Annotated in this window: 19 protein-coding genes; 4 read left to right on the top strand and 15 right to left on the bottom strand. The window is 60.5% G+C overall.

What is annotated here, in order from left to right; genetic code table 11:
- Nucleotides 1–5: 5 nt before the first annotated feature.
- From H2O17_RS01745 to H2O17_RS01720, 6 genes are all read right to left on the bottom strand, one after another.
- Complete coding sequence (locus H2O17_RS01745; RefSeq protein WP_182050061.1) at nucleotides 6–1,643, bottom strand: AbgT family transporter; 1,638 nt, start codon at nucleotides 1,641–1,643, stop codon at nucleotides 6–8.
- A gap of 30 nt (nucleotides 1,644–1,673) precedes the next feature.
- Nucleotides 1,674–3,452: an SLC13 family permease gene (locus H2O17_RS01740; protein WP_182050060.1), complete on the bottom strand. Its 1,779-nt coding sequence runs from the start codon at nucleotides 3,450–3,452 to the stop codon at nucleotides 1,674–1,676.
- Between the two features lie 131 nt (nucleotides 3,453–3,583).
- Nucleotides 3,584–4,624: a ferrochelatase gene (gene hemH, locus H2O17_RS01735; protein ID WP_182050059.1), complete on the bottom strand. Its 1,041-nt coding sequence runs from the start codon at nucleotides 4,622–4,624 to the stop codon at nucleotides 3,584–3,586.
- Between the two features lie 9 nt (nucleotides 4,625–4,633).
- On the bottom strand, nucleotides 4,634–5,716 hold the full coding sequence (locus H2O17_RS01730; RefSeq protein WP_182050058.1) for a hypothetical protein: 1,083 nt from the start codon (nucleotides 5,714–5,716) through the stop codon (nucleotides 4,634–4,636).
- A 183-nt stretch (nucleotides 5,717–5,899) separates the two neighbouring features.
- Entirely contained in the window at nucleotides 5,900–6,865 is a 966-nt protein-coding gene (locus H2O17_RS01725) for a ribosomal RNA small subunit methyltransferase A (protein ID WP_246311290.1), read from the bottom strand.
- An 85-nt stretch (nucleotides 6,866–6,950) separates the two neighbouring features.
- Nucleotides 6,951–8,258 carry a resuscitation-promoting factor gene (locus H2O17_RS01720; RefSeq protein WP_182050057.1) on the bottom strand — a complete coding sequence of 436 codons (1,308 nt, stop codon included), beginning with the start codon at nucleotides 8,256–8,258 and terminating at the stop codon, nucleotides 6,951–6,953.
- Nucleotides 8,259–8,536: 278 nt separating this feature from the next.
- On the opposite strand from H2O17_RS01720, the gene H2O17_RS01715 reads away from it, so the two are divergent.
- Nucleotides 8,537–9,421 (top strand): hypothetical protein, encoded by an 885-nt coding sequence (locus tag H2O17_RS01715; RefSeq protein ID WP_182050056.1) that lies wholly within the window; start codon nucleotides 8,537–8,539, stop codon nucleotides 9,419–9,421.
- A gap of 90 nt (nucleotides 9,422–9,511) precedes the next feature.
- Here H2O17_RS01715 and H2O17_RS11600 read toward each other — a convergent pair whose 3' ends face one another.
- Complete coding sequence (locus H2O17_RS11600; protein WP_246311289.1) at nucleotides 9,512–10,561, bottom strand: IS1634 family transposase; 1,050 nt, start codon at nucleotides 10,559–10,561, stop codon at nucleotides 9,512–9,514.
- A gap of 9 nt (nucleotides 10,562–10,570) precedes the next feature.
- Nucleotides 10,571–11,077, bottom strand: coding sequence for a hypothetical protein (locus H2O17_RS11595; RefSeq protein ID WP_246311288.1), 507 nt, complete (start codon nucleotides 11,075–11,077; stop codon nucleotides 10,571–10,573).
- Nucleotides 11,078–11,502: 425 nt separating this feature from the next.
- Here H2O17_RS11595 and H2O17_RS01705 point away from each other — a divergent pair, with 425 nt between their 5' ends.
- The 3 genes from H2O17_RS01705 to H2O17_RS01695 all read left to right on the top strand — a co-directional run bounded on the left by H2O17_RS01705 (nucleotide 11,503) and on the right by H2O17_RS01695 (nucleotide 13,818).
- Nucleotides 11,503–11,988 (top strand): DUF2231 domain-containing protein, encoded by a 486-nt coding sequence (locus tag H2O17_RS01705; protein WP_157773968.1) that lies wholly within the window; start codon nucleotides 11,503–11,505, stop codon nucleotides 11,986–11,988.
- A 382-nt stretch (nucleotides 11,989–12,370) separates the two neighbouring features.
- Entirely contained in the window at nucleotides 12,371–13,018 is a 648-nt protein-coding gene (locus tag H2O17_RS01700; RefSeq protein WP_182050055.1) for an ABC transporter ATP-binding protein, read from the top strand.
- A complete protein-coding gene (locus H2O17_RS01695) occupies nucleotides 13,015–13,818 on the top strand; it encodes an ABC transporter permease (RefSeq protein ID WP_182050054.1) in 804 nt (267 codons plus the stop codon). Before H2O17_RS01700 ends, H2O17_RS01695 begins: the two co-directional genes overlap by 4 nt.
- 89 nt (nucleotides 13,819–13,907) lie before the next feature.
- Here the strand turns inward: H2O17_RS01695 and H2O17_RS01690 are convergent, their stop codons facing one another.
- From H2O17_RS01690 to H2O17_RS01660, 7 genes are all read right to left on the bottom strand, one after another.
- Entirely contained in the window at nucleotides 13,908–15,533 is a 1,626-nt protein-coding gene (locus H2O17_RS01690) for an IS1634 family transposase (protein WP_182050053.1), read from the bottom strand.
- Nucleotides 15,534–15,691: 158 nt separating this feature from the next.
- Nucleotides 15,692–16,657, bottom strand: a complete 966-nt coding sequence (locus H2O17_RS01685) for a TatD family hydrolase (protein WP_182050052.1) — start codon at nucleotides 16,655–16,657, stop codon at nucleotides 15,692–15,694.
- A 13-nt stretch (nucleotides 16,658–16,670) separates the two neighbouring features.
- Nucleotides 16,671–18,482 (bottom strand): methionine--tRNA ligase, encoded by a 1,812-nt coding sequence (gene metG / locus H2O17_RS01680; RefSeq protein WP_182050051.1) that lies wholly within the window; start codon nucleotides 18,480–18,482, stop codon nucleotides 16,671–16,673.
- A gap of 135 nt (nucleotides 18,483–18,617) precedes the next feature.
- The gene (locus H2O17_RS01675; RefSeq protein WP_182050050.1) at nucleotides 18,618–18,878 is read right to left on the bottom strand and encodes an HPr family phosphocarrier protein; all 261 of its coding nucleotides are present in this window, start codon (nucleotides 18,876–18,878) and stop codon (nucleotides 18,618–18,620) included.
- Between the two features lie 116 nt (nucleotides 18,879–18,994).
- A complete protein-coding gene (locus H2O17_RS01670) occupies nucleotides 18,995–21,094 on the bottom strand; it encodes a PTS fructose transporter subunit IIABC (RefSeq protein ID WP_182050049.1) in 2,100 nt (699 codons plus the stop codon).
- 25 nt (nucleotides 21,095–21,119) lie between these two features.
- Nucleotides 21,120–22,073 carry a 1-phosphofructokinase family hexose kinase gene (locus tag H2O17_RS01665; RefSeq protein ID WP_182050048.1) on the bottom strand — a complete coding sequence of 318 codons (954 nt, stop codon included), beginning with the start codon at nucleotides 22,071–22,073 and terminating at the stop codon, nucleotides 21,120–21,122.
- Nucleotides 22,070–22,828: a DeoR/GlpR family DNA-binding transcription regulator gene (locus tag H2O17_RS01660; protein ID WP_182050047.1), complete on the bottom strand. Its 759-nt coding sequence runs from the start codon at nucleotides 22,826–22,828 to the stop codon at nucleotides 22,070–22,072. Before H2O17_RS01660 ends, H2O17_RS01665 begins: the two co-directional genes overlap by 4 nt.
- Nucleotides 22,829–22,897: the final 69 nt, after the last annotated feature.

Here is a 22,897-nt window from a genome sequence, read left to right as displayed (position 1 = left end):
ACCAGCTATAGGCCCACGGGGGCACCAGGACCCCACGGAATACCCAACAGGAACCATGCAACGTAAAGGATCACCCAACTAATGAAGATCACCAGTGTGTAAGGCAGCATAAGTGCGATGACCGTTCCCATTCCGGCATCCTTCTTGTACCTTTGGGCAATCGTGACAATGAACGGCAGGTACACCATGAGTGGAGTCAGCACGTTCATTGGTGAATCAGCCACCCGATAGGCGGCCAGAAGCGTCTGGGGTGCCACGTTCAACGCAGTGAAGATTGGGATGAAAACAGGTGCGAAGATGGCCCACTTGGGAACTACGCCAGGCAGGATGATGTCGAGAACAAAAATGACGATCATGAACAGAACCAGCAGTACAACAGATGGTACGTTGATGCGTTCAAGGAGCTGAGCTGCTTCTACCGCAGCCACTGTGGGTAGGTTGGTCCAGTTAAACAAGGCTATGAACTGGGCGATCATCATGAACATGACAAGCAGCCCGCCGAGGGATGCGAAAGTCTTGGCCATCGCGTTGACCGTGGCATCGCCGCCCTTCATCGTTCCCGCACCAACACCGTACGCGATGCCGCACACGAGGAAAGCCAACGAAATGATGAACACCAAGCTGGCCATGAACGGTGTGGCACCGATGAGCGCTCCAGTTGCCGAATCGCGCAGCGGCGCGCCACTGGGCAACGATAGTGCCAGAACACCAACCACCACTGCGATGAAAGCCCACAGAGAGTAACGCAGTCCCTTCGCTTCAGCGGCTTCATCGATTTCATCGGCGACGACGTCGACCGATGCTTCAGCAGGATCGTAGGGTCCAAGACGTGGTTCCACTACCTTGACTGTCAACACAGTCGCGATGATCGCGATGAGGATAGAAGAAACGATCGAGAAGTAGAAGTTAGCGGTGACAGTCAGTGGCTCTTGAGTAGCACCCAAAGCTTCGTTCGTGATCTCAGTCAGCATCGAATCCGTGGGTGTGATGAGGAGGTTGACTGAGAATATGGCACCAACTCCGGCGAAGGCGCCCGCCATACCTGCCAGCGGGTGTCTGCCCACCGAAAGGAAAGCGGCGGCCGCCAACGGAATGAGGATAAGGTATCCGGCGTCAGAAGCAACTGAAGAAAGCACGCCCACAAAGATGAGGATGAAGGCGAGTGTAGATCGAGGAGCAACCTTGACGATCTTCCGGATGAGGGCGCCCATCAGGCCAGCCTGCTCGGCAACCCCAACACCCGCCATCGCCACGAGGACAACAGCCACCACGCCGAATCCTGCAAAGTTGTCCACGAAACCGGAGAAGAACTTCTCCAGCCCGCCCACCGAAAGCAGCGAACGAACAGCTATGGTCTGCTCCTGGATGACGTAATCCGGTAGCGATGTAATGGTTTGGGTATCGAGGTTGAACGGGACGAGCGTTCCTCCCAGTGCTTCGTTGATCTGCTGAAGCTGCTCGGTGGGAACTTGGGTTACGACTTCGTCCGTGACTGAAACCTTCAGAGCCTGAAGGATGGCCGAAATAACAGCGATGATTCCAATCAAATAAACGAACATGATCGTAGGATTGGGAACCTTGTTCCCTACTCTTTCGATCGTGTTGAGGAAGCCACCGGGCTTCTTCACGGTCTCTTGAGACATGTGAGTCTTTCCTTTCGTGGGCGAGGACGGCTACCAGATCAGCGGTACCACCAGCACCGCAACAATGAACCAAACGGCCATGTTCGCGAGGCCAAACCGCCAGTAGTCACCAAATCGATATCCCGCCGCCGCGCCAACCATCAAGTTTGCCGGCGTCGCGATCGGTGTAAGAAGTGAAGCCCCTGCAGCGACCGCAAGGGACATAAGCATGACGGGCAGATCAATTCCGGAGGTCTGCGCGATCACCACGGCAATCGGAATCATCACGAGCGCTGTGGCAGTGTTAGAGATGACTTGACCGAGCAGTGCAGTGGCAATGAATACCACCGCGAGAACCACTGTTTGCCCGCCCGAACCAGTCAGCGCCACGACGCCATCAGCGATGAGATCTGCGGCACCAGACTCACGGATAGCAACAGAAAGCGGGATCAAGCCACCGATGAGTACCACGGTCTGCCATGAGATCGCCCGATACGCTTCCGGAGGAGTCACGACTCCTGTCAGCACCATGGCACCCGCAGCCATCAGACCCGCCAATGCAGGCTCAACCAGTCCCAACGCCAGCATGATAACCATTACTAGCGTGATGCCACCGGCGAAGATCGCCTTGACCCCAAGCGGAGACATTTGGCGGCGCATCTCGGCCGGACAGTCAACAAGCACGACGTCGTCGTCGTCCTCCAAACGGATGATAGCGTCCCATTCGCCGTGAACAAGCAGAACATCACCCTCCGCCGCCCGTAGAGTAGAAGCACCAATTTCGCGGCCGCCCCGCCGGGCGGCGAGTACTGTGACGCCGCCGCGCATCAATCCTGCGAAAAGTGGCTGACCGATGAGCATAGACCGCGGAGCGACGATCACTTCTGCGAGTCCGCTCTGTTCTGGAATGACTGTGGCAGCGTTGTTTGGAACCAATGGTTCAGATTCAACCCAAAAGCCGTGAAGCTTTGCGATATCGCGAATAGTTGCCGCGTTTCCGGTCATGAGCACGATGTCGCCAGCCACAAGTGCATCATCTAGGCCGCGCGCCTCCCGGACTCCACGCTGCACTGCATAGACATGGACTCCGTCAGTTTCAAGCGAACGGGCCGTAGCTGCGATTTCTCGCTCAATGCGCAACCGGAAGAATCCTTGATCAATCTGATAATGATCGAGAAGAGTGCCCAGGTGGGCCCCAAAATCGCGGGAGATAGAAGCCTCACGATCGCGCGGCAATAGTCGCTCCATGGTCAACGCCACGGCGATCGAGCCCACCACTAGAAGCAAACCTGCCCCAGCAAACTCAAAGAATCCGAAGCTTCTGCCCGTCTGATCGAACAAGGTTTGGGAAACCATGACGTTGACGACCGAACCGGAGAGGGTCAACAGTGCTCCGGCGCTGGCAGCGAAGGCCACGGGCATGAGGAGAAGGCTCGGCTGGATGCCACTAGCACGGGCAGCCTTCAAAACCACGGGAATCATCGCGGCAGCCGCGCCATTGGGCGTGATAAATGCGCTCAAGACTGCTGTCACGATCATGATGACGGCCAAGAGAGTTGCCCGAGAGGCTCCCGCCCGATCAGTGATGTATGTGCCCATCCATCCTGTGATTCCGGAGGCGTCCAGACCTTCTGCCACAACAAAAAGGCTGGCAATGAAAATAACTACTGGATCTCCGAAGCCGGAAAGTGCGGTGCCTGTGTCCACGACCCCAGTTGCGACCAGCGCCAAGCTGCACAAAATGGCAACCACGCCAACAGAGAGCTTATTGAGTATGAACAGCGCAATTGTGAGTGCGAGGATCACAAGTGTTACGAACTCTGGGTCCATCGCTCCCCCTTATGGGCAGGGACACCGTGGACCATCACCACGCGGAAGCGCCCTTCGATATCAGGCTAGACGGCCAGTTTCTTGTGCGGTACCCCCAAGAAGTGGGGGTTTTGTGCTGTCTGGCGGTGCGATCAGTCTACCCAGCCAGCAATGCCACGCTGCGCTTGTTCAACGAGAGTGGCTACACAGCCCGTGGAATCATTGGCCCACGGGATGTAGTGGAACTCTGAGCCACCCGCTGCAGCGAAGGTTTCCCTGTTCAGGCAGTTGATTTCTTCGAGCGTCTCCAAGCAATCTGCCATGAAGCCGGGGCACACCACATCCACGCGCCGCGTTCCAGCATGGCCGAGTTCCGCCATGGAATCGATGGTGGCGGGCCCGATCCACGCAGCTGGGCCAAACACCGATTGGAACCGGACGAGCATCGCGGATTCTTCAAGTCCAAGCCGTATCCGTAGCAGTTCAGCGGTATGCTCACACTCGCTTCGGTACGGGTCTCCCGCCTTGTGCATGGCTTCCGGAATCGAATGAAAGCTCAAGACGAGCTTGTCACCGGCATTGAAGTGCGGCTTTCCATTCTTGGCCCAAGAATCATCAAGCGCCGTGGCCAGAGCCTCAATATATGGAGCCGAATCGGGGAATGACCGCACGGTGCGCAACTCGAGTTGGTCGCGCGCTCCCAGCATCCACCTGCCTACTTCATCGATCACGGTACCTGCCGAGGATGCTGCATACTGCGGGTAAGCGGGCAAAACGAGCACGCGCCGGAACCCTTCGCTGTGCAACTCGCTGAGCACCTCGCGCAAGGCAGGCTTCCCGTACCGCATGGCTGCACGCACTTCCACGCCTTCGCCTAGTTGTTCACTCACTGCTGCGGCCTGACGCGTAGTCCAATGCATCAGCGGCGATCCCTCATCAAGCCAGATCGTGGCGTACTTTCGTGCCGAGGCGCGCGGCCGCACACGAAGAATGATTCCTTCAAGAATCGGCTTCCATAGCAACGGCGTCATCTCGATCACGCGGCGATCGCTGAGGAACTCACGTAGGTATGGACGCACCGCCTTCGCGGTGGGTTCTGTGGGAGTACCGAGATTGACGATAACGACGACGGGTTTGGCTGCGTTGCCTGCCGCCATCCGTTTTTGCGACACTTGCACCGAGGACTGTGACATGCAGCCACCTTACCCCAGATGGAGCAGACTCCGAACCCTGCGTGTCAAAACGATGATAGACACAAGAAGAAGTATTGCTACAAGACCATGCAGAGCCCCTCCAGCAAGGCCCGTAGCATTGAGAATAAGGATAGCGACACTCATCGCCAACACTATGCAGCAGAACACGACGTCGAACAGTTCGATGTCCAATGCCGCATCGATAATCGCGAGGTCTTCCGGCTCAAACTCCGGTTCACTTCGGTCATTTGACGGCGGAAGATCGCCGGTTTGATCAGCAACGGATTGGTCCTTGTGGGTCGCTCCCACAAGTTGCGCAACCATCAAGCTGACCCTCGCTCGCTGATCGCCGCTGTCTCCGACTCCCCTTCCACTGAATGCACGTCCGCACATTACGAGCCACGCGCCTACAAGAGCGAGCCCTGTAAGTGCAAGCATGATCCCGAAAATGACAAAGACCACCGAGGTGAACGCACCCGAGACACCCGAAGGCGTCAGCGCGGCCTGATGCAGAAGAAAAGCAGCAGCGCACATAGACACTCCCACCGGAACCGTCCACGTCACAGCAGCGACAAGAATTGCCTGAAGGCGTGCCTTGATCCGCCCGCTCAGCATGAAGATGACGGCGGTAAGAGCCACACCTATCGCAATCCCGGCCACCCCTGGAGCATAGAGCGCCTCTGCCGGGTTACGGGGCGCGATAGCGCGCGGAATAGCCACCACGATCAGCATGGCGTTGGAAAGTGCGACAACTGTTAGGAGAGGTGTATGGACGCGCCGCTGGCGTGCCTGAAGGAGATCTGGGTTAAGCGGAGGAACTCCCGTGGCTTGCCATCTTTGGACTTCGTCCGCATCGCGTTCTTCGATCGCCCGTACCACCGTGACGCCCTGAACGAGCGGTATGAAGAAAACGAAGCTCACCGGGATAGCCAACAGCAATGCCACACCGACTTGCTGGGACCATGTGAGATCCGTAAACACCACAGTGAGTGGCAGGCACACCATCCACAGAGCGCAAGCAGCTAGACCTGCCAGCGCTGAATCGAGACGCCGTTCAGCGCGAAGCCACTGTGCATGCATCGCTCGATCCATGCTGCCTCCCTGCTGTGAGCTCCAGAAGCGTGAGAGAACCCACCCGACACAAGCCTAATGCAGGTGCGCGACGATCCTTCTACGGCCCTCGCCGCGAATGATGCAATTCATCGCCTGCGCAGTTCGTGTGACCAGAAGTGAAACGTGCAGTTCACCCGCAATGCGGCCGAATCGGCCGATGTGCTAGCTTAGGGCCCTACTCGCATCAGCAATTGCAATGTAGTCAGCGATCCCCAATCGCTCTCCGCGAACTTGGGGATCAATCCCAGCGGCACGCAGCACGGCCTCTGCGCGTGCTGGTGAACCGGCCCAGGGTGCGAGTGCCGCACGCAGAGTCTTACGCCTCTGCGCAAAAGCAGCGTCCACGATCGCAAAAACGTCTTCTCTGGGTGTCTGTGTGAGGATCGGATGGCGATCCAATCGCACCAAAGCTGAATCCACGTTGGGGACGGGCCAGAACACGTTCCGAGAGACCTTTGCCCCGCGGACCGCAGTTGCATACCAAGCCGCTTTGACTGAGGGAATGCCGTAGATCTTTGAGCCCGGGTTGGCCGATAGGCGGTCGGCGACTTCGGCCTGGACCATAACCAGTACCGTCTCCAAGCTTGGCAGATTCTCGAGGAGCGTGAGGAGAACTGGAACCGCTACGTTGTATGGCAGGTTTGCCACCAATGCACGCGGCGCAAACGAACGCTTCTCGGCGATGGCGTCCACTGTGAGGGCTGGAGCACTACCTAGTTCTTGACCGCTCGCTGCGGAATTCAGAGCACGGCCAAAATCATCGGGCACCGCAAGCATCTCAGCGTCAGATATCGCCATCGCGTCCTGAAGGAGTACAGCAAAACGGCCGGAGGCCTCCGGCATTCGGGCACTCACTGTTGTGGGCAATGCCCGGGCCAGCACAGGATCGATCTCAACAGCAGAGACATATGCTCCTGCCTCAAGGAGGGCAAGTGTCAAGGATCCAAGTCCTGGGCCAACCTCAAGAACGGCATCCCCACTTTGCACACCTGCGTCGCGAACAATGCGGCGAACAGTCCCGGCGTCGTGCACAAAGTTCTGGCCGAGCGTCTTCGTGGGACGGATGCCAAGTGCAGCTGCGATCTCACGAATGGCGGTGGGTCCGAGCAGCCCAGTAGATTCACTCACCGAACAAGTCTCTCACGAGTCAAGTGTGTACAGTGCCGGCCACGGTCCATCGGGAACGCACCGTGCTCAGCCGCACAGGGCGAAATCAGTACCAACCCTTTGACTGGAAGGCTGCCCACGCACCGCAAGGAGTTGAGTACCGGCCAGCAATGTAGCTCAGGCCCCACTTGATTTGCGTGGAAGCACTGGTCTGCCAGTCTGCACCAGCAGATGCCATCTTCGATCCAGGCAATGCTTGCGGGATACCGTAGGCGCCGGAGCTCGAATTGGCTGCAGTCACACTCCAGCCAGATTCTGCATTCCACAGTGGCACTAGGCAGGCAAACTGCGACTGATCCCAGCCATAGGAACTCATCATGCCCGAAGCAATCTGCTGGGCTTCCCCGGCAGGCACAACCGCGGCGGCAACAGTGGAGGTGGAGGTGGAGGCAGAAGCAGAGGAATCTGTTGACGTCGCGGCGGCGACTTCTTCCTTCGTACCAACACTCACAACTTCGTCTACACGCTGGGAAGTGGAAGCTGAGATCTCAAGTGTTCGGGAGATTTCCTTGCCGTCTTCGTATGTGACTGCGTACGTGTTGGTCACGACGCCGTCGACTCCCTGCGTGGTTACCTTCGTGGTACCCGCAGCCAAAGTGCCATCCTCAACTTCTGAGGATTCGTAGGGATCTGTGACGGTTTCGGTCACCTGCTTAGTGGTCACGCGAACAACAGTAACCTTGGCACCATCAAGAACTGGAGCAGCCATGAGGGATGAAACCTTGTCATCCGCGTTCACGATGAATCCCGCGCCTGCCAAGGCGTCTGCCAAGGAAGTTGCCGTTGTGGTGATATTCGATGTCTTGCCATCGATGGTCAACGCGAATGTCACAGCATTCACAGAAGCATCCGAGATCCTAGAGAGCGAAGCAAGGTTTGCTCGAGTCTGACCGGCATCTGGATCGGCAGCTGACGTGGAGGTTGTCACGACGGCAGTTCCCAAAGATGCAGCCACAACTGCCATGGCAGCTGTTAGCGCCTTCGAACGCACTGCTCGTGGAGCGCGCTTGGACTGACCAGTTACAACGATCGCTTCCTCGGTGATCGGTGCGTCGAAGCGCTGGGGAACTTCCTCGTCAGAACTCGACATTCCGGGCCACACAGGGTGAAGCGCCCAATCCTCGGAATCCTCATCGTCAACCACATGCTCGCCATCAACGAAAACATTTAGACCGGGAGAGGCAACAGATTCTGTTTCCGCGCTGGCTTCAGTGTTTTCACTGAGAACTTGGTCAGACTGCGCATGTGCGCCTACACCATCGTCGGCGAGCCCATCGCGTTCCGCGCGCAGTCGGGCTCGGCGTGAACCAGGAGTTGGCTCGGCCGTAACCTGTGCCAACAGGTCTTGATCCACAGGTCCACTGTGTCGTCCCAATAGATTCCTCCAGAAACGTCATGGCGCAAGCGGTGCTGACAGGCAGCCACACCAACGCTTTATAACAAAACTATATCGAGTGTAACCATCCCGTGATATTTGCGCCAGACTTCCGTAGTGCAAATTACACACTGCATCACGAAACTCAAGTGTCAAGAATGGCGTGTCGTTCGCACTTATCCGCAGAAATCCGCGGGTCACGTAGAGAGAATAGGGCGCCCGCCACTTTCACGCTTCCTCACTGCTATCGTCTTTGCATGAGCGCTTTCGGACAGTTTCAGAACCAGTCACAAAACGCGCCACGCCCATACGTGAGCTCTGGCCGCACCCAAACCGCACATGCACCCTCACGGGCCCACCGCGCCATCTGCACAACCGCCATCCTGATCGGCGTGGTTGTGGGCGCAATCGGGATCTTCTTGCCATGGTTCATCACTTCACGGGTGTTCGATGATCAGTCCGCGTGGACCTCGTTGGCCACCAACCCCACGTGGCTCCCAGGTCTGATAGTTGGCATCGCGCTGGTCAGCCCCATGATCACGCTCTTGGTGGCGGCGGCTGGTGCCACCGCACCACGGTGGCTCCGCATCCTTGTCTCCCCGATTCCGGGAGCAGCGGGAATAGTCATTCTGGCCATCACCCTCTTTAACTCATCACCAAGCAACTCTGTCGCCTACGATCTCGCAGCGAACGGGATGGTGTGGAGCCGCGGAAGCGGCTTCTGGTTGGTGCTCACCAGTGCCCTTCTCCTGTTCTTCTTTGGGCTAGACCATTTCGCGCTCACAGTCCGCCAAGCCACAAGTGAGGTGGGGCGGCCCAAGGCGCCAGCTCACACGCAATACCACGCCACGAACCAACCATACTTTGGGCAGCCGCAACAGCCCTACGGTCAACAGCCATACGGTCAACAGCAGTTCGGGCAAAGCCAGCCTCAGTTCGGGCAAAGCCAGCAGCAGTTTGGCCAGGGCCAGCCGCAGTTTGGGCAGCAGCAACAGTCCTACGGTCAGCCGCAACAGCCCTACAGCCAACAGCAGTTCGGGCAAGCGCCCAATGCGCACCCTTATCCGCAACAGAATGCCACCACACCAGGTCAGGACCGCCCTGAGGATCCCACCTCTCAAGGGCAGGCCTACACCGACTAATCCCGGTGCCTCGCACCCCGCAGGCACATCACGTCACTCGTGTTGAACCGTTGCACGTCGCTTTTGTCAGACCTGAGTTCGGTCATTTCGTTAGTGCCTGACGCCGGGGTTGAGGGCGTCGAGGATGACCTGACGGTCTGGGTCGATTTGGGGTGGGATGGTCTGGATGGCGCCGTTGATGGCGATGGTTGCGGAGCGCAGCGGGCGGAGCTGGCGGATGAGGTTGCGGATCGCCAGGCCGGAACGGTTCTGGGCGGTGCGGGCCACCGCGAGAGCGGTGAACACGATGGTCAAATGGGCGTCGATCGCGTCCTTGGTCCTGACGAACATGGGCCGGGCGGCGAGGTCGGTCTTGGACATCCGGAAGGACTGCTCCACGTGCCACAGGTCGTGGTAGTTGGAGATGACCTCGCCCGCAGTCATGACACTGGCGGGGATGTTCGTGACGTAGCCCTTCAATCCGACGAGCTTGCGGGCCCGGGCCAGGGCAGCCTCGTCCAGGCTCCGCGCCCCGTTGCTGGTCGTGACGAACCTGGGGGTCCGGGTCGCCTTCTCCCCGGCGATGACGGCCCGAGCCCGGTTCTCCTGCGCGGTCAGGGTGTGCCCGTCCCGGGCGGCCCGCTTGCGGGAGTAGACCCACACCGCCCGCCACGACCCAGGATGCGTCGCCAGGTCCCACACCGGCTCGGCGCGCAGCAGCTTGTTGTTCTCACTCCTGTGCCCGGTCTTGGGGGTGATGGTGTCGATGACCTGCCCGTCTGTGAAGGCGTCCCCGTGCCACCGGAAGTGGGACTCCAAGTCGATCGGTGCCTTCGTCACCCGGGAGCCCACGATGAAGGAGAACCCGGCCTCGTCAAGCTCCCGCAGGTTCTTCGCGGACAGCATCCCGGCGTCCGCGACGACGACCATGTTCTCGATCTGGTGGCGGGCGTGGAACTGCTTGACGATCGGGATGATCTCGTCTCGGCCTTGTTTCCCTCGAAGAAGCCGATCTCGAGGGGGAACCCCTGCCGGTCCACCAGCAACCGACCACGATTTGCGGGTCCACCGGCGTTCTTTCGAGAAGCCGACCTTGCGGAGTCGTCTTCCTTCTCCCCTCGAAATACAAGGTGGTGACGTCGTACAAACACAGGGAGACATCCCCGGCGCTCAGTGCGTGGGTGAAACACAGGGACGCGAGCTGGTCACGGTACTTCCCCGACGCGCACCGGGCCAGGGTGCGGCGCATGGTCTTCTCACTGGCCGGGGCGCGCCCCAGGTCACGGGTACCCGCCCGGTGTCCAGGATCGAGGTTGGTTCCACGATCCGGGCGACCACCAGGTCCCGGAACACCGCATCACCCACCGCGTCAAACCCGAGATAGGTGAACACGCCCACCAGCGCGTCGTACAGCACCCGCGAGGACGTGGAGATCACCCGCGGTGCCGGCACCGTTCCCACCGGGGCGGACTCCTTGCCTGGGAACAAGGCCGGATCCTCGGCGGGGCCGAGCAGCGCCGTCTTCGGCGCCCGGGGCTCGATCCCGAGCGGGAACTCACCCTGCCCCGGGTCGCCCATCAGGTCCCGGGCCCGCGCGATCAGCAAGCCCAACTCGGCCTCGGTGTGCGCCGAGCCCACATGCGCCACGATCCGGCGCCGCCCGCCGACCGATTCCACGAGCTGGACCGCCGTCGCGCCTGAGCCCGTTCGCACCCGCCGAATCCACACACGCCCTACCGTAGGACACTCGTTAGTGCCTCAGAAGCGACGCCCCAGCCACCGTCACCCCAGCTCAACGGGCTGCGACTCGAAACTCTCCGAGCGACTGACCAAACTCAGGGGTGCCGACGCGCTTGCGAAAGTCCTGGGTGGTCCAGGTCATTGCCCGTGGCCGATGACCACAAGAATTACACACTGTGCCATTACGCCCATCGGGTGACGTTGACACTGAATAGAGGAAAAGGTGGACCTTTCAACGGAAAGGGGTGCCTGACCTTGGTTGCACAAAACTTCGACGGAGAGCAGAATATCGTCTGCGGTCGGGTCTCCGCGCCGCGCGGATCTTCCCACGATTCGCCACCTCTCCTCTGAAGGAGCGTTCCATGACGTGGTTGCTTGGTGGAATTCCTATGCACCCCCTTTTTGTCCATGCGGCAGTCGTCCTGATCCCCATCGTTGCGCTCCTCGCAATTGCGGCGGCGTGGAACACGAGAACGCGTGATTGGCTCGGTATCGCATTCCCGATCATTGCAAGCCTGACACTCGTGGCGGCAGCCTTCACCTCGGCATCGGGCGAGGCCCTGGCCACACAAGTCGAGCAGACAGCGGCCGTCACCGCCCACACCAGCATCGCTGATCTCGCCGTGGCAGCAGGATTCCTGCTGTTCCTCATCTCATGGGTGCAATGGGTGTGGATTCACAATTACACCACTGTGCGCCCAGGCCACACACAAGCACGCGTCACCAATCCGCAGACCATTCGCCGGTGGACGACCGTGATCTCGATCGTGCAGACGGTCATCGCAGTCTTTGCGCTCGTTGCGATCGTGATCGTCGGCGATACAGGCGCGCGTGCCGTGTGGCAGTAACCTCACGGTCGACGCGACAGTTCAACGGCGACGATGGTGATTTTGAAAACTCTTTGGTCGCGGAGAGAAGCTACGCCAACCGATTCTCGCGTCTCCGGCCGAATCTGCAGTGGCGATTCATTGGGGCATGAAAGGAGCGCTTTCTGGATTGCGCTGAAATTCACGGCTTCAGCGAATGAATTGCTGGTGGACCCACCGGCGTGGCTCTTCGTGACGAGAAAAGATCCTGCCTGACTGGCATGCGTACTATGCGCTTGGGAGTGCGTTGAGGCTCGCCGACGGGGAGGGACGCAGCACCTCGCCGCGACGCCCGACAGGCGGCGCCCGGACGCCCGACGAGACACTGGCGCCCGACGACTGGGCATTTGCCTACAATCGGCGGGTGAGCCAAAATTCTCGGGACGTCCTCTTCGACTTCGATGACGTGCGAGTAGGCGCGATCCTGCACGCCGACCTTGCGATCCCCCCGGGTGTCACCGTCATCTTCGGCCCGTCGGGGGCAGGCAAGACGACGCTCCTGAGGCTCGCGTGCGCCATGCAGGCTCCGAGCAGCGGTACGGTCAGCTTCCGCGGCGAGGACATCGCGCGCGTGGACCCGGTGCTCCTGCGCCGGCGCGTGACGATGGTGACACAGCAGCCATTCCTGTGGCCGGGCACGATCGCCGATGAGCTGTCCATCGCCTGCGTGCTCCAGGGGCGCGGCGCACCGGACCGCGAGCGCATGGGAGAAGTCCTCGCGGTCGTGGGTCTCGACAAGGATCTCGCGGAGGACGCCTCCACCCTCTCGGGCGGGGAACGTCAGCGGGTGGCGCTCGCGCGAGTCCTGTTGGCTGGTCCGGAGGTGTACCTCCTGGACGAACCGACAGCGGCCCTGGATGCGCGGGGCGCGCGCGACTTGGTGCGCCGGGTCGTTGACTGGATCCGTGCGACAGGGGGCGACGTGGTGATGGTGACCCATGATGAAGGGCTGATGGAGATCGGGGACGCCCGTGTCGCGATCCGGGACCATGAGGCGGAGGTCGTGGCATGAACGGGGGTCTTGTTGAAGTCCCGATCTCGGGGCTCGTCGTGGCCGCCCTCGTGGTCGTGGTGATCGCGGCAGCCGTCCAGGCCCTGACGAAACGGGAGGGCGTACGCACGCTGTGGGCGGCTGTCCGGATGACGGCCCAGCTCGTCGTGGTCGGTTTCGTCCTGACGTGGGTGTTTGACAACCCGAACCCGGCGATCACGGTGCTGCTGCTCGCCATCATGATCGGCTTCGGCATCTTCACCGTGTACGGCCAGCATCGGGGTCGGATGAACGCCCGACAGCGGTGGGTGGTGGCGGCGGCCTTGGCCGTCGGGCCGGTGCTCGCGTTGGCCGTCTTCCTTGTCGGGATTGTCCAGATCCCTCAATTCTGGGATCCGCGCTACGTCATCCCGACAGCGGGAATGATCATCGGCAACTCGATGACCGGGGTCAACCTCGCCCTCAACGGGATCCAGAACGGAATGCGGGACCGCCGCAGCGAAGTCGAGCAGGCCCTCTACCTGGGCGCCACCCCGGCGCGGGCCACCAGGGACATCCGCACTGACGCCTTCACCTCGGCCGTCACGCCGACCACGACGAGCATGCTGTCGATGGGCATCATCTTTCTACCGGGGATGATGACCGGGCAGATCCTCTCCGGCGTCGACCCACTCATTGCGGTTGTCTACCAGGCGGTGATCATGGTGGGGATTCTGCTCTCAGTGGTACTGACCTCCGCGATCATCCTCCGGTGGGGGATGGGCGGGTACTTCGACGCAGGTGCTCGACTCATCGCGCCGTCGGACGACCAAAGGTCCTGAATCAGCGGCCTCGGAGACCGGACGCCCGCAGGCGGCTCGTGGCGAGTTGTCGATCCTCTGTCGCCTCTGGCCTGAGTTCGGTCATTTCGTTAGTGCCTGACGCCGGGGTTGAGGGCGTCGAGGATGACCTGACGGTCTGGGTCGATTTGGGGTGGGATGGTCTGGATGGCGCCGTTGATGGCGATGGTTGCGGAGCGCAGCGGGCGGAGCTGGCGGATGAGGTTGCGGATCGCCAGGCCGGAACGGTTCTGGGCGGTGCGGGCCACCGCGAGAGCGGTGAACACGATGGTCAAATGGGCGTCGATCGCGTCCTTGGTCCTGACGAACATGGGCCGGGCGGCGAGGTCGGTCTTGGACATCCGGAAGGACTGCTCCACGTGCCACAGGTCGTGGTAGTTGGAGATGACCTCGCCCGCAGTCATGACACTGGCGGGGATGTTCGTGACGTAGCCCTTCAATCCGACGAGCTTGCGGGCCCGGGCCAGGGCAGCCTCGTCCAGGCTCCGCGCCCCGTTGCTGGTCGTGACGAACCTGGGGGTCCGGGTCGCCTTCTCCCCGGCGATGACGGCCCGAGCCCGGTTCTCCTGCGCGGTCAGGGTGTGCCCGTCCCGGGCGGCCCGCTTGCGGGAGTAGACCCACACCGCCCGCCACGACCCAGGATGCGTCGCCAGGTCCCACACCGGCTCGGCGCGCAGCAGCTTGTTGTTCTCACTCCTGTGCCCGGTCTTGGGGGTGATGGTGTCGATGACCTGCCCGTCTGTGAAGGCGTCCCCGTGCCACCGGAAGTGGGACTCCAAGTCGATCGGTGCCTTCGTCACCCGGGAGCCCACGATGAAGGAGAACCCGGCCTCGTCAAGCTCCCGCAGGTTCTTCGCGGACAGCATCCCGGCGTCCGCGACGACGACCATGTTCTCGATCTGGTGGCGGGCGTGGAACTGCTTGACGATCGGGATGATCGTCTTCGTCTCGGCCTTGTTTCCCTCGAAGAAGCCGATCTCGAGGGGGAACCCCTGCCGGTCCACCAGCAACCCGACCACGATTTGCGGGTCCACCCGGCGTTCTTTCGAGAAGCCGACCTTGCGGAGGTCGTCTTCCTTCTCCGCCTCGAAATACAAGGTGGTGACGTCGTACAAACACAGGGAGACATCCCCGGCGCTCAGTGCGTGGGTGAAACACAGGGACGCGAGCTGGTCACGGTACTTCCCCGACGCGCACCGGGCCAGGGTGCGGCGCATGGTCTTCTCACTGGCCGGGGCGCGCCCCAGGTCACGGAGTACCCGCCCGGTGTCCAGGATCGAGGTTGGTTCCACGATCCGGGCGACCACCAGGTCCCGGAACACCGCATCACCCACCGCGTCAAACCCGAGATAGGTGAACACGCCCACCAGCGCGTCGTACAGCACCCGCGAGGACGTGGAGATCACCCGCGGTGCCGGCACCGTTCCCACCGGGGCGGACTCCTTGCCTGGGAACAAGGCCGGATCCTCGGCGGGGCCGAGCAGCGCCGTCTTCGGCGCCCGGGGCTCGATCCCGAGCGGGAACTCACCCTGCCCCGGGTCGCCCATCAGGTCCCGGGCCCGCGCGATCAGCAAGCCCAACTCGGCCTCGGTGTGCGCCGAGCCCACATGCGCCACGATCCGGCGCCGCCCGCCGACCGATTCCACGAGCTGGACCGCCGTCGCGCCTGAGCCCGTTCGCACCCGCCGAATCCACACACGCCCTACCGTAGGACACTCGTTAGTGCCTCAGAAGCGACGCCCCAGCCACCGTCACCCCAGCTCAACGGGCTGCGACTCGAAACTCTCCGAGCGACTGACCAAACTCAGGTCAGACGTCCCAACCGCTCCGGGCATCGCAGGCGGTGAGCCGCGCGTCAGATCCCGTACACATCCCGCGTGTTGGAGTCGATCTGCCTGCACCACGCCTCAAGATCGCGCTCACGTAGTTCCGCCTGATAACGCACGGTGTACGCCACGGCGTATGCGGCGTTCGGGTGTCCTCGCCACGGAACAGGCGTCAGATAGGGCGCGTCGGTTTCAACAAGAACAAGATCATCAGGCATTGCCAAGAAAGCTTCACGTAGGCTCGTGTTTGCCGGATAGGTGATGGGCCCAGCAAAGCTGGCATACCATCCGTTCTCCGCACACGTCCGCGCCATCTCAGCATCACCGCTAAAGCAATGGAAGACAGTGCGCTCGGGTGCGCCGCACTCTTTGAGTATCCGAATGCAGTCGGCGTGAGCGTCGCGGTCATGAATCTGAAGCGGTAGATCACGTTCTTTGGCCAACGCGATGTGCATCTTGAACGATTCGATCTGCGCGGCCTTTCCAGCATCAGCAGTGCGGAAGTAGTCAAGGCCCGTCTCGCCTATCGCCACAACCACAGGGTTGCGCGCCGCATCGGCCACCAAGGTGACCGCTTCTTCCAGCGAGTACTCCCGATGCCACGGATCCATGCCATGCGCCAATCCGTCCGGAGCTTCATCCAGAATCCCGCAGTGCAGCGGCGCATCGTTGGGATGAATCGCGATGGCAGCCGAAATCTGATCCGAATAACGCTCTGCCACATCGATGGTCGGCTGGAGCGTGGGAACCTCACACCCTGACGTGATGGCATGGCGCACGTTCGCCGCCGCCATCCTCTCCAAGAGTCCGTGGAGCGAAAGGGGACCATCGCGTCCGTCGTCGTCGCTAGAGACGTCACTGCGATCGAGAACTGGTCCGAAATCCTCCGCGTACTTTTCGCCCTTGACAGGCAAGTGCGTGTGGTTGTCGACGACGGCGTGCGGGAGCGCCTCCGGGATGTCGGGATAGACGCTGCGCTTTTGTCTGTTGCGCATGACGCGAGCGCCCTTACTCCTCGCCCAGTCCGAGGCGGTCGAGTTCCTCGGCGATGACGGATTCGTCAAGCTTCTGGAATACAGGCTTTGGCTTTGCTATGGGCGTGCCCGGTACGACATCACGAGGAGCCCATGGATGTAGGTCCGTGTAGTCACCAGTGATGATTGGGTACGGTTCTCCTCCGTCCAAATCCTCAACTTCCACGAGGTGAGGCATCGGGGCGAGATCTCCAGCGCCACCCAACACTGTGTCGATTGTGTTGGAGGAATGAGGGAGGAACACTGACATCATCGTGTTGAGGTCGCACACGGCTTGAACCAGCGTGCCAAGCACTGTGGAGAGGCGTTCGCGCTGCTCAGGAGCCTTCAGCTTGAAGGGTTCGGTGCGTGTGACATACGTGTTCGCCTCGCCAACAAGCCGCATGAGCTCAGCCAAAGCGGCGCGCTGGTGGTGATGGGCGATGAGTTCTCCAACCGTGTCAAAGCCACCGCGCACAGCACCCAGCAACTCGTCGTCGATCGGCTCAGTCTTGCCGATGGCCGGGATCTCACCAAAGTTCTTTGCGATCATCGCGGCCGTGCGATTGACCAGGTTTCCCCACCCGGCCACGAGTTCAGAGTTGTTGCGGCGCACGAACTCTGCCCAGGTGAAATCAGCGTCAGAAGTCTCTGGGCCGGCGATCGAAATGAAGTAGCGCAGGGCGTCTGGCTGATAGCGGGACAAGACGTCACGCACGTAGATCACCACGTGCTTGGATGACGAGAACTTCTTACCTTCCATCGTGAGGAACTCGGAGGCAACCACCTGCGTGGGCAGGTTCAGTTTGCCGAGTTCGCCGGGCGCGCCGCCCTTGGCGCCCTCGCCGTTGTGGGCGAGGAGTTCAGCCGGCCAGATCTGGGAGTGGAAGACAATGTTGTCCTTGCCCATGAAGTAGTAAGAAAGCGCCTCTGGATCATTCCACCACGCACGCCAATCATCCTTAGTGCCGGTACCTGCGGCTTCGCGGCGGCGGGCCCATTCGATGGAAGCGGAAAGGTAGCCGATCACGGCATCGAACCACACGTACAGGCGCTTGCTCGGCTGATCTTCCCATCCTGGAACCGGAATGCCCCACGAGATGTCGCGGCTCATGGCACGCGGGCGCACATCCTCAAGCAAATGCTTAGAGAAGGAGATGACGTTTGGACGCCATTCGCCCGTGGCTTCAACTTCATCAAGCCAGACCGCCAGAGAATCGGCCAGCTGCGGCAGATCCAAGAAATAGTGCTTAGTAATCTTGAACTCCGGAGCCTTACCCGAGACCTTGGAGACGGGGTTGATGAGGTCCTGAGGATCCAGCTGGTTTCCACAGTTGTCGCACTGGTCGCCGCGAGCGCCGTCTGCGCCACAGATGGGGCAGGTGCCCTCAATGTAACGATCCGGAAGGGTATTGCCTGTATCCGGGTCAATTGCCACCGACGTATCTTGAATAACCATGTATCCGTTGTCGCGGCAAACCTCGAACATCTGCTGAACCACGTGTTCGTGGTTCACGGTGGTGGTTCGAGTAAAGAGATCGTATGAGAGTCCGAGTGAGACGAGGTCTTCGGCGATGATCCGATTGTTCTTGTCGGCTAGGGATTTTGGTGTGACTCCTGCTTCCTCAGCAGCAACCAAGATCGGGGTTCCATGTTCATCAGTTCCCGAAACCATGAGCACATCGTCGCCACGCATTCGCATGTAGCGGGAAAAAACATCGGAAGGAACGCCAAAGCCAGCAACGTGGCCGATGTGACGAGGACCGTTTGCATATGGCCAAGCTACTGCGGAGAGAATGTGCGACATGTGCCAATTCTAGAGTGCAATGGCGTAGCACACCTATTCGGCCAAGGTGAAAGCTAACACGAGGAAGGAGTGGTCACACGTGTGTGTGGCCACTCCTTCCGAGGATATGTTCCTCACCTGCTCATGATGAAGACGTCAGGCGTCCAGATCCTGCTCGATGAGAGAGGCGATGCGATCCACCGCTTCTTCATTATCTGATTCAACGGTGACTGCCGCTCCCTTAGACGCACCCAGAGTCATGATCATCATGACGGAGGCCGCATCAACGGGTTCTTCACCTTCAAGGCTCAGGAGGATCTCATCGTCCTCGTACTCCCCCGCCGCTTCTGCAACAACGGATGCGGGACGGGCATGAAGACCAACCCGTGAGCCAACCAATACTGTCTTCTTAGCCATGAGCTTCTCCTTTACGATCGGTCACTCCAGTCGCTCATGTGAAGTGATGTCGATGATTGTAGTGGGGCTAGCGGGCCGTCGATTCGCCTGCGGTGAAGCAGGTCAATCGGGTTCCTCTAGGCCGCCACCTCCTGTGCAACCTTTTCAGTTGCCAAGTTTGACTTGCGAGCGGTGGCAGACTTCAAGGCAGTCACCAAAAGCCCTGCCACGACACTACCAACAACAACAGCTAGGACGTATGCCCAAGCCGGATCGATTGCGAAGAACACGAAGATGCCTCCGTGAGGAGCCTTGGATCCAACACCGAGTGCCATGATGATGGCTCCTGTGACTCCACCACCAACCATCGCAGACGGAATAACCCTGAATGGGTCGGCCGCTGCGAACGGAATAGCGCCCTCTGAGATAAACGAAGCTCCCAGCAGCCAGGCTGCCGTGCCGTTCTCGCGTTCCACCTCCGTGTAAAGCTTGGGACGAAGAACCGTGGATAGTGCCATGGCTAGTGGTGGCACCATACCGGAAGCCATAACTGCCGCCATGATTTCCCACGAAGCTTGTGTCTGCGCCGCAAGTCCTGCGGTTGCGAAGAGGTATGCCGCCTTGTTGACCGGCCCGCCCATATCGAAGCACATCATGAGGCCCAAGATGATTCCCAACAAGATTCCGGCACCGCCACCGCTCATGCTGGTCAGGCTTTCCTGCAGCCATGTCATGAAGCTGGCAAGCGGCCGCCCCAAGAGGGTCAGCATCAGCCCGCCCACAATGAAAGTAGTTATGAGCGGGATGATGACCACTGGCATGAGACCAGACAACCACCGAGGAGCCTTGAGCGTGGTGAACCAATATGCCACTAGGCCCGCCAAGATACCAGTAATGAGGCCACCGATGAATCCGGCACCCACAACAACTGCCACGGCTCCGCCGATGAATCCGGGGGCGATGCCGGGCCTACCAGCTAGACCGAATGCGATGTATCCAGAAAGTGCGGCAACAAGGAAGCCCATTCCGGTACTCCCGAGGAACTGGAGTACTGCGCCCGTGTAGAGCATGAACCCACTCGACGCCTGAAGCTGGTCAAGCCCAGCGTTGGACGCCACCGTCGCTACATCTGGCAAGTTCCAGAACGAGTAGTTGAGCACCACGTCGTTGGAGACGAATGCGACATCGTATCCGCCGACAAGGAAGCCCAACGCGGTCAGCAAGCCACCTGCGGCAACGAACGGAATCATGTAGGAGACGCCGGTCATGAGGGCTTGCTGGATTCGAGAACCCCAACGTGGCGTTCCCCCCGAAACCTCACTGACATTCGCGCCCTTACCGGCCTCAACGCGCGCCGCCCTGGGGTTGGAGGACGCCGCGATGGCTTCATCAATCATCTGTGGACCATTGGAGATGGCCCGCTTGACCGGTGACTCGATCAGCGGCATGCCCGCAAAGCGCTCCCGGCCAGTCACATTGACATCTGAGGCAATGATGAGCGCATCAGCCCGGGCGATGGTCTCTGGGGAAAGCCATTCAACACCACCAGATCCCTGTGTTTCCACGTGGATCTCAATGCCCTTGTCACGAGCAGCGTTCTCCAAGGATTCCGCAGCCATGTAAGTATGGGCGATTCCTGTTGGGCACGAAGTGATGGCTACGATCACTGGGCCCGCAACCACGCCCTCGCTCACTGGCATGTTTGCTTGCGTTGGTGCGGGTTCGGCCGTGCTCGGGCCCGCCGGGGCTACCCCCGCCGTGGCCGCCTCCGTGCGGCGCTTAGGTTGCGCGTTGATAGCTCCCATGATGAGATCCGAAACCTCTTGCTCGGATCCTGCCGCGCGAAGCGAGGCGAGGAACTCTTTGCGAACGAGGGCCCGCGAAAGCTTGGCAAGCAGCTTCATATGCTCGGCTTCATCGGCATCCGGCGCGGCAATTGCAATGACAATGTCAGCCGGACCATCTTTTGCACCGAAATCCACCGGCTCAGACAAACGCATGAACCCAAGCGCTGCTTCTGAAACCGCTGCCGAACGGCAGTGCGGGATGGCTATTCCACCAGGCATGCCAGTTGCGAACTTGGACTCGCGATCCAGCATGGCCGCTTCGAGGCCAGCCTGTTCAGCGCGTCCAGTGGAGGCGATGAGTTCGGCCATTTGGCCGATAACCGCCAGTTTGTCTCCTGCAGGTTGCACACCGAGCCTCACCAGCTCGGGTGTCATCAATGTGTTGGACATGGTATTCCTTCTCGTTTGTGGATCCTCAGATGGCGACCACGGCGTCGGGATCAGGGTGGACTTGTTCAGGTGTGGGAATTGTGGTTCCAGGTAGGGATACTGCGGCAGAGCCGTAGGCGACGGCGCAAGCGAGGCGCTCGCGGGGAGAGAGGCCGCGTGCGCGGCCGATGAGATAGCCAGCTGTGGCGGAATCGCCAGCGCCAACTGTGGAGATAACAGGTACATCTTGGGACGGAGAGAACCAGGCACCTTCGGTCGTCACCAATACGGCACCGGCACCGCCCAAGGTCACAAGTAGTTCAGCAACGCCAGCGTTGTGCAGAGCCAAGCCTGCTTCGCGCACTGCAGAGAAATCACCTTTGCCAGCAGCGGCTTCCAATGCCACTCCGTCGCGTCCAGTCAGTTGCCCAAGTTCCTCTGCGTTGGGCTTGAGGAAATCGGGGGCCGCTTGCGCGAAGTTCTCAGCGAGCGCTGCGAGTGGCGCGTCAGATGTGTCAACGCCCACCCAGGCCCCGGCGGACCGAAGCTGGCGAACGAGGCGGGCGTATTCGTCGTCGGGAAATCCTGGTGCGAGCGATCCAGACAACATCACCGTATCCCCCGCATGAACGTTGGAGACAAGGACCTCTTCGATCCCCTTGACCTCTGCGGGGCTGAGGAACGCACCGGGTTCATTGATCTTCGTGGTGACTCCACCAGCAAGCACCGTCAGGTTGGTCCGCACACGCCCAGCAACTGGGCAGGCTTGATAGGACAAGGCGGCCGCGTCCACGAGTGCGAGCAGTGGATCACCGGCACCCGCCGGGAACACGGCCAAGACCTCGTGACCCGCGCGCGAAACGCCGAGAGCCACGTTGATGCCCTTGCCACCGGGCTGAGTGGAGTCTGTGTCAATACGATGCACGCCTCCCGGGACCAGTTCAGTGGTCAACGTGATAGCGCGATCGAGGGAGGGGTTGTCGGTCAGAGTGACAATCATGCTCGAACTACCTCAATTCCATTGCTTTCAAAGCTTTTTGCCCAGGTATCGGAAAGCCCCGAGTCACTGACGAGGAGGTCAATATCCTCAAGCCCGGCGAACGCCACCAACGTGGTCACGCCCGCCTTTGAGGAATCGGCCACCATGATTCTGTAGCTGGCAGCCTGAACCATGGCCCTCTTGACGGCCGCCTCTTCTGGATCGGGGGTGGTGAACCCGGCTTCGCTCATCCCGTTGCAGCCTAAGACCGCGATATCAGGATGGAGGGAGGCGAGGGTCGCGACAGTGGATGCGCCCACGGCCGCTCGTGTGGTGCCCCGAACTCGCCCGGGAAGGAACTGGACCGTTAGTCCACGTTCCACGGCGCTTTGCGCCACGTCGAGTCCGTTAGTGATTATCGGAGCTTCGCTCTCATGGAGAAGAGGAATAAGTTCTCCGGTGGTTGAGCCGGCATCCAGGAGGAGGCTGGCCCGTGGATTGCGAGTGAGCACGCTCGCCACAGCTTGTGCTATGCCGCGCTTGGCTGGGACGTTGGTGTGGAGCTTTGTGGGTAGGTCAGGTTCCACCACTCCTGTGCGCTGGGCGATTGCGCCGCCGTGGACGCGCAGGAGGAGGCTGAGTTCGGCAAGGTGGTCAAGATCCCGCCGGATGGTTTCGGAGGCGACGTCGAATTCTTCAGTCAAGTCCGAAACCGAGACCCGCCCGGAATCCTCAAGGATGTCAAGAATCTTGCGTTGCCGCTGTTCGGCGTACATCTTTCTCCGATTCGTCTTTGAAACTGGATGTGGTGAATGAGTTTTCTTGTGCTCCACGTCTTTGGGGGA

The organism is Changpingibacter yushuensis (genome assembly GCF_014041995.1).
Taxonomy (GTDB): Bacteria; Actinomycetota; Actinomycetes; order Actinomycetales; family Actinomycetaceae; genus Changpingibacter; species Changpingibacter yushuensis.
Note: the sequence above shows the minus strand (reverse complement) of the source record. Positions and strands in the feature narration are given on the sequence as shown.

What these genes read in the sequence shown, in the direction of transcription:
- H2O17_RS01745 (WP_182050061.1), bottom strand. Translation starts at nt 1,643, where the DNA reads ATGTCTCAAGAGACCGTGAAGAAGCCCGGTGGCTTCCTCAACACGATC.
- H2O17_RS01740 (WP_182050060.1), bottom strand. Translation starts at nt 3,452, where the DNA reads ATGGACCCAGAGTTCGTAACACTTGTGATCCTCGCACTCACAATTGCG.
- hemH (WP_182050059.1), bottom strand. Translation starts at nt 4,624, where the DNA reads ATGTCACAGTCCTCGGTGCAAGTGTCGCAAAAACGGATGGCGGCAGGC.
- H2O17_RS01730 (WP_182050058.1), bottom strand. Translation starts at nt 5,716, where the DNA reads ATGGATCGAGCGATGCATGCACAGTGGCTTCGCGCTGAACGGCGTCTC.
- H2O17_RS01715 (WP_182050056.1), top strand. Translation starts at nt 8,537, where the DNA reads ATGAGCGCTTTCGGACAGTTTCAGAACCAGTCACAAAACGCGCCACGC.
- H2O17_RS11600 (WP_246311289.1), bottom strand. Translation starts at nt 10,561, where the DNA reads ATGTCTCCCTGTGTTTGTACGACGTCACCACCTTGTATTTCGAGGGGA.
- H2O17_RS01705 (WP_157773968.1), top strand. Translation starts at nt 11,503, where the DNA reads ATGACGTGGTTGCTTGGTGGAATTCCTATGCACCCCCTTTTTGTCCAT.
- H2O17_RS01695 (WP_182050054.1), top strand. Translation starts at nt 13,015, where the DNA reads ATGAACGGGGGTCTTGTTGAAGTCCCGATCTCGGGGCTCGTCGTGGCC.
- H2O17_RS01685 (WP_182050052.1), bottom strand. Translation starts at nt 16,657, where the DNA reads ATGCGCAACAGACAAAAGCGCAGCGTCTATCCCGACATCCCGGAGGCG.
- metG (WP_182050051.1), bottom strand. Translation starts at nt 18,482, where the DNA reads ATGTCGCACATTCTCTCCGCAGTAGCTTGGCCATATGCAAACGGTCCT.
- H2O17_RS01675 (WP_182050050.1), bottom strand. Translation starts at nt 18,878, where the DNA reads ATGGCTAAGAAGACAGTATTGGTTGGCTCACGGGTTGGTCTTCATGCC.
- H2O17_RS01670 (WP_182050049.1), bottom strand. Translation starts at nt 21,094, where the DNA reads ATGTCCAACACATTGATGACACCCGAGCTGGTGAGGCTCGGTGTGCAA.
- H2O17_RS01665 (WP_182050048.1), bottom strand. Translation starts at nt 22,073, where the DNA reads ATGATTGTCACTCTGACCGACAACCCCTCCCTCGATCGCGCTATCACG.
- H2O17_RS01660 (WP_182050047.1), bottom strand. Translation starts at nt 22,828, where the DNA reads ATGTACGCCGAACAGCGGCAACGCAAGATTCTTGACATCCTTGAGGAT.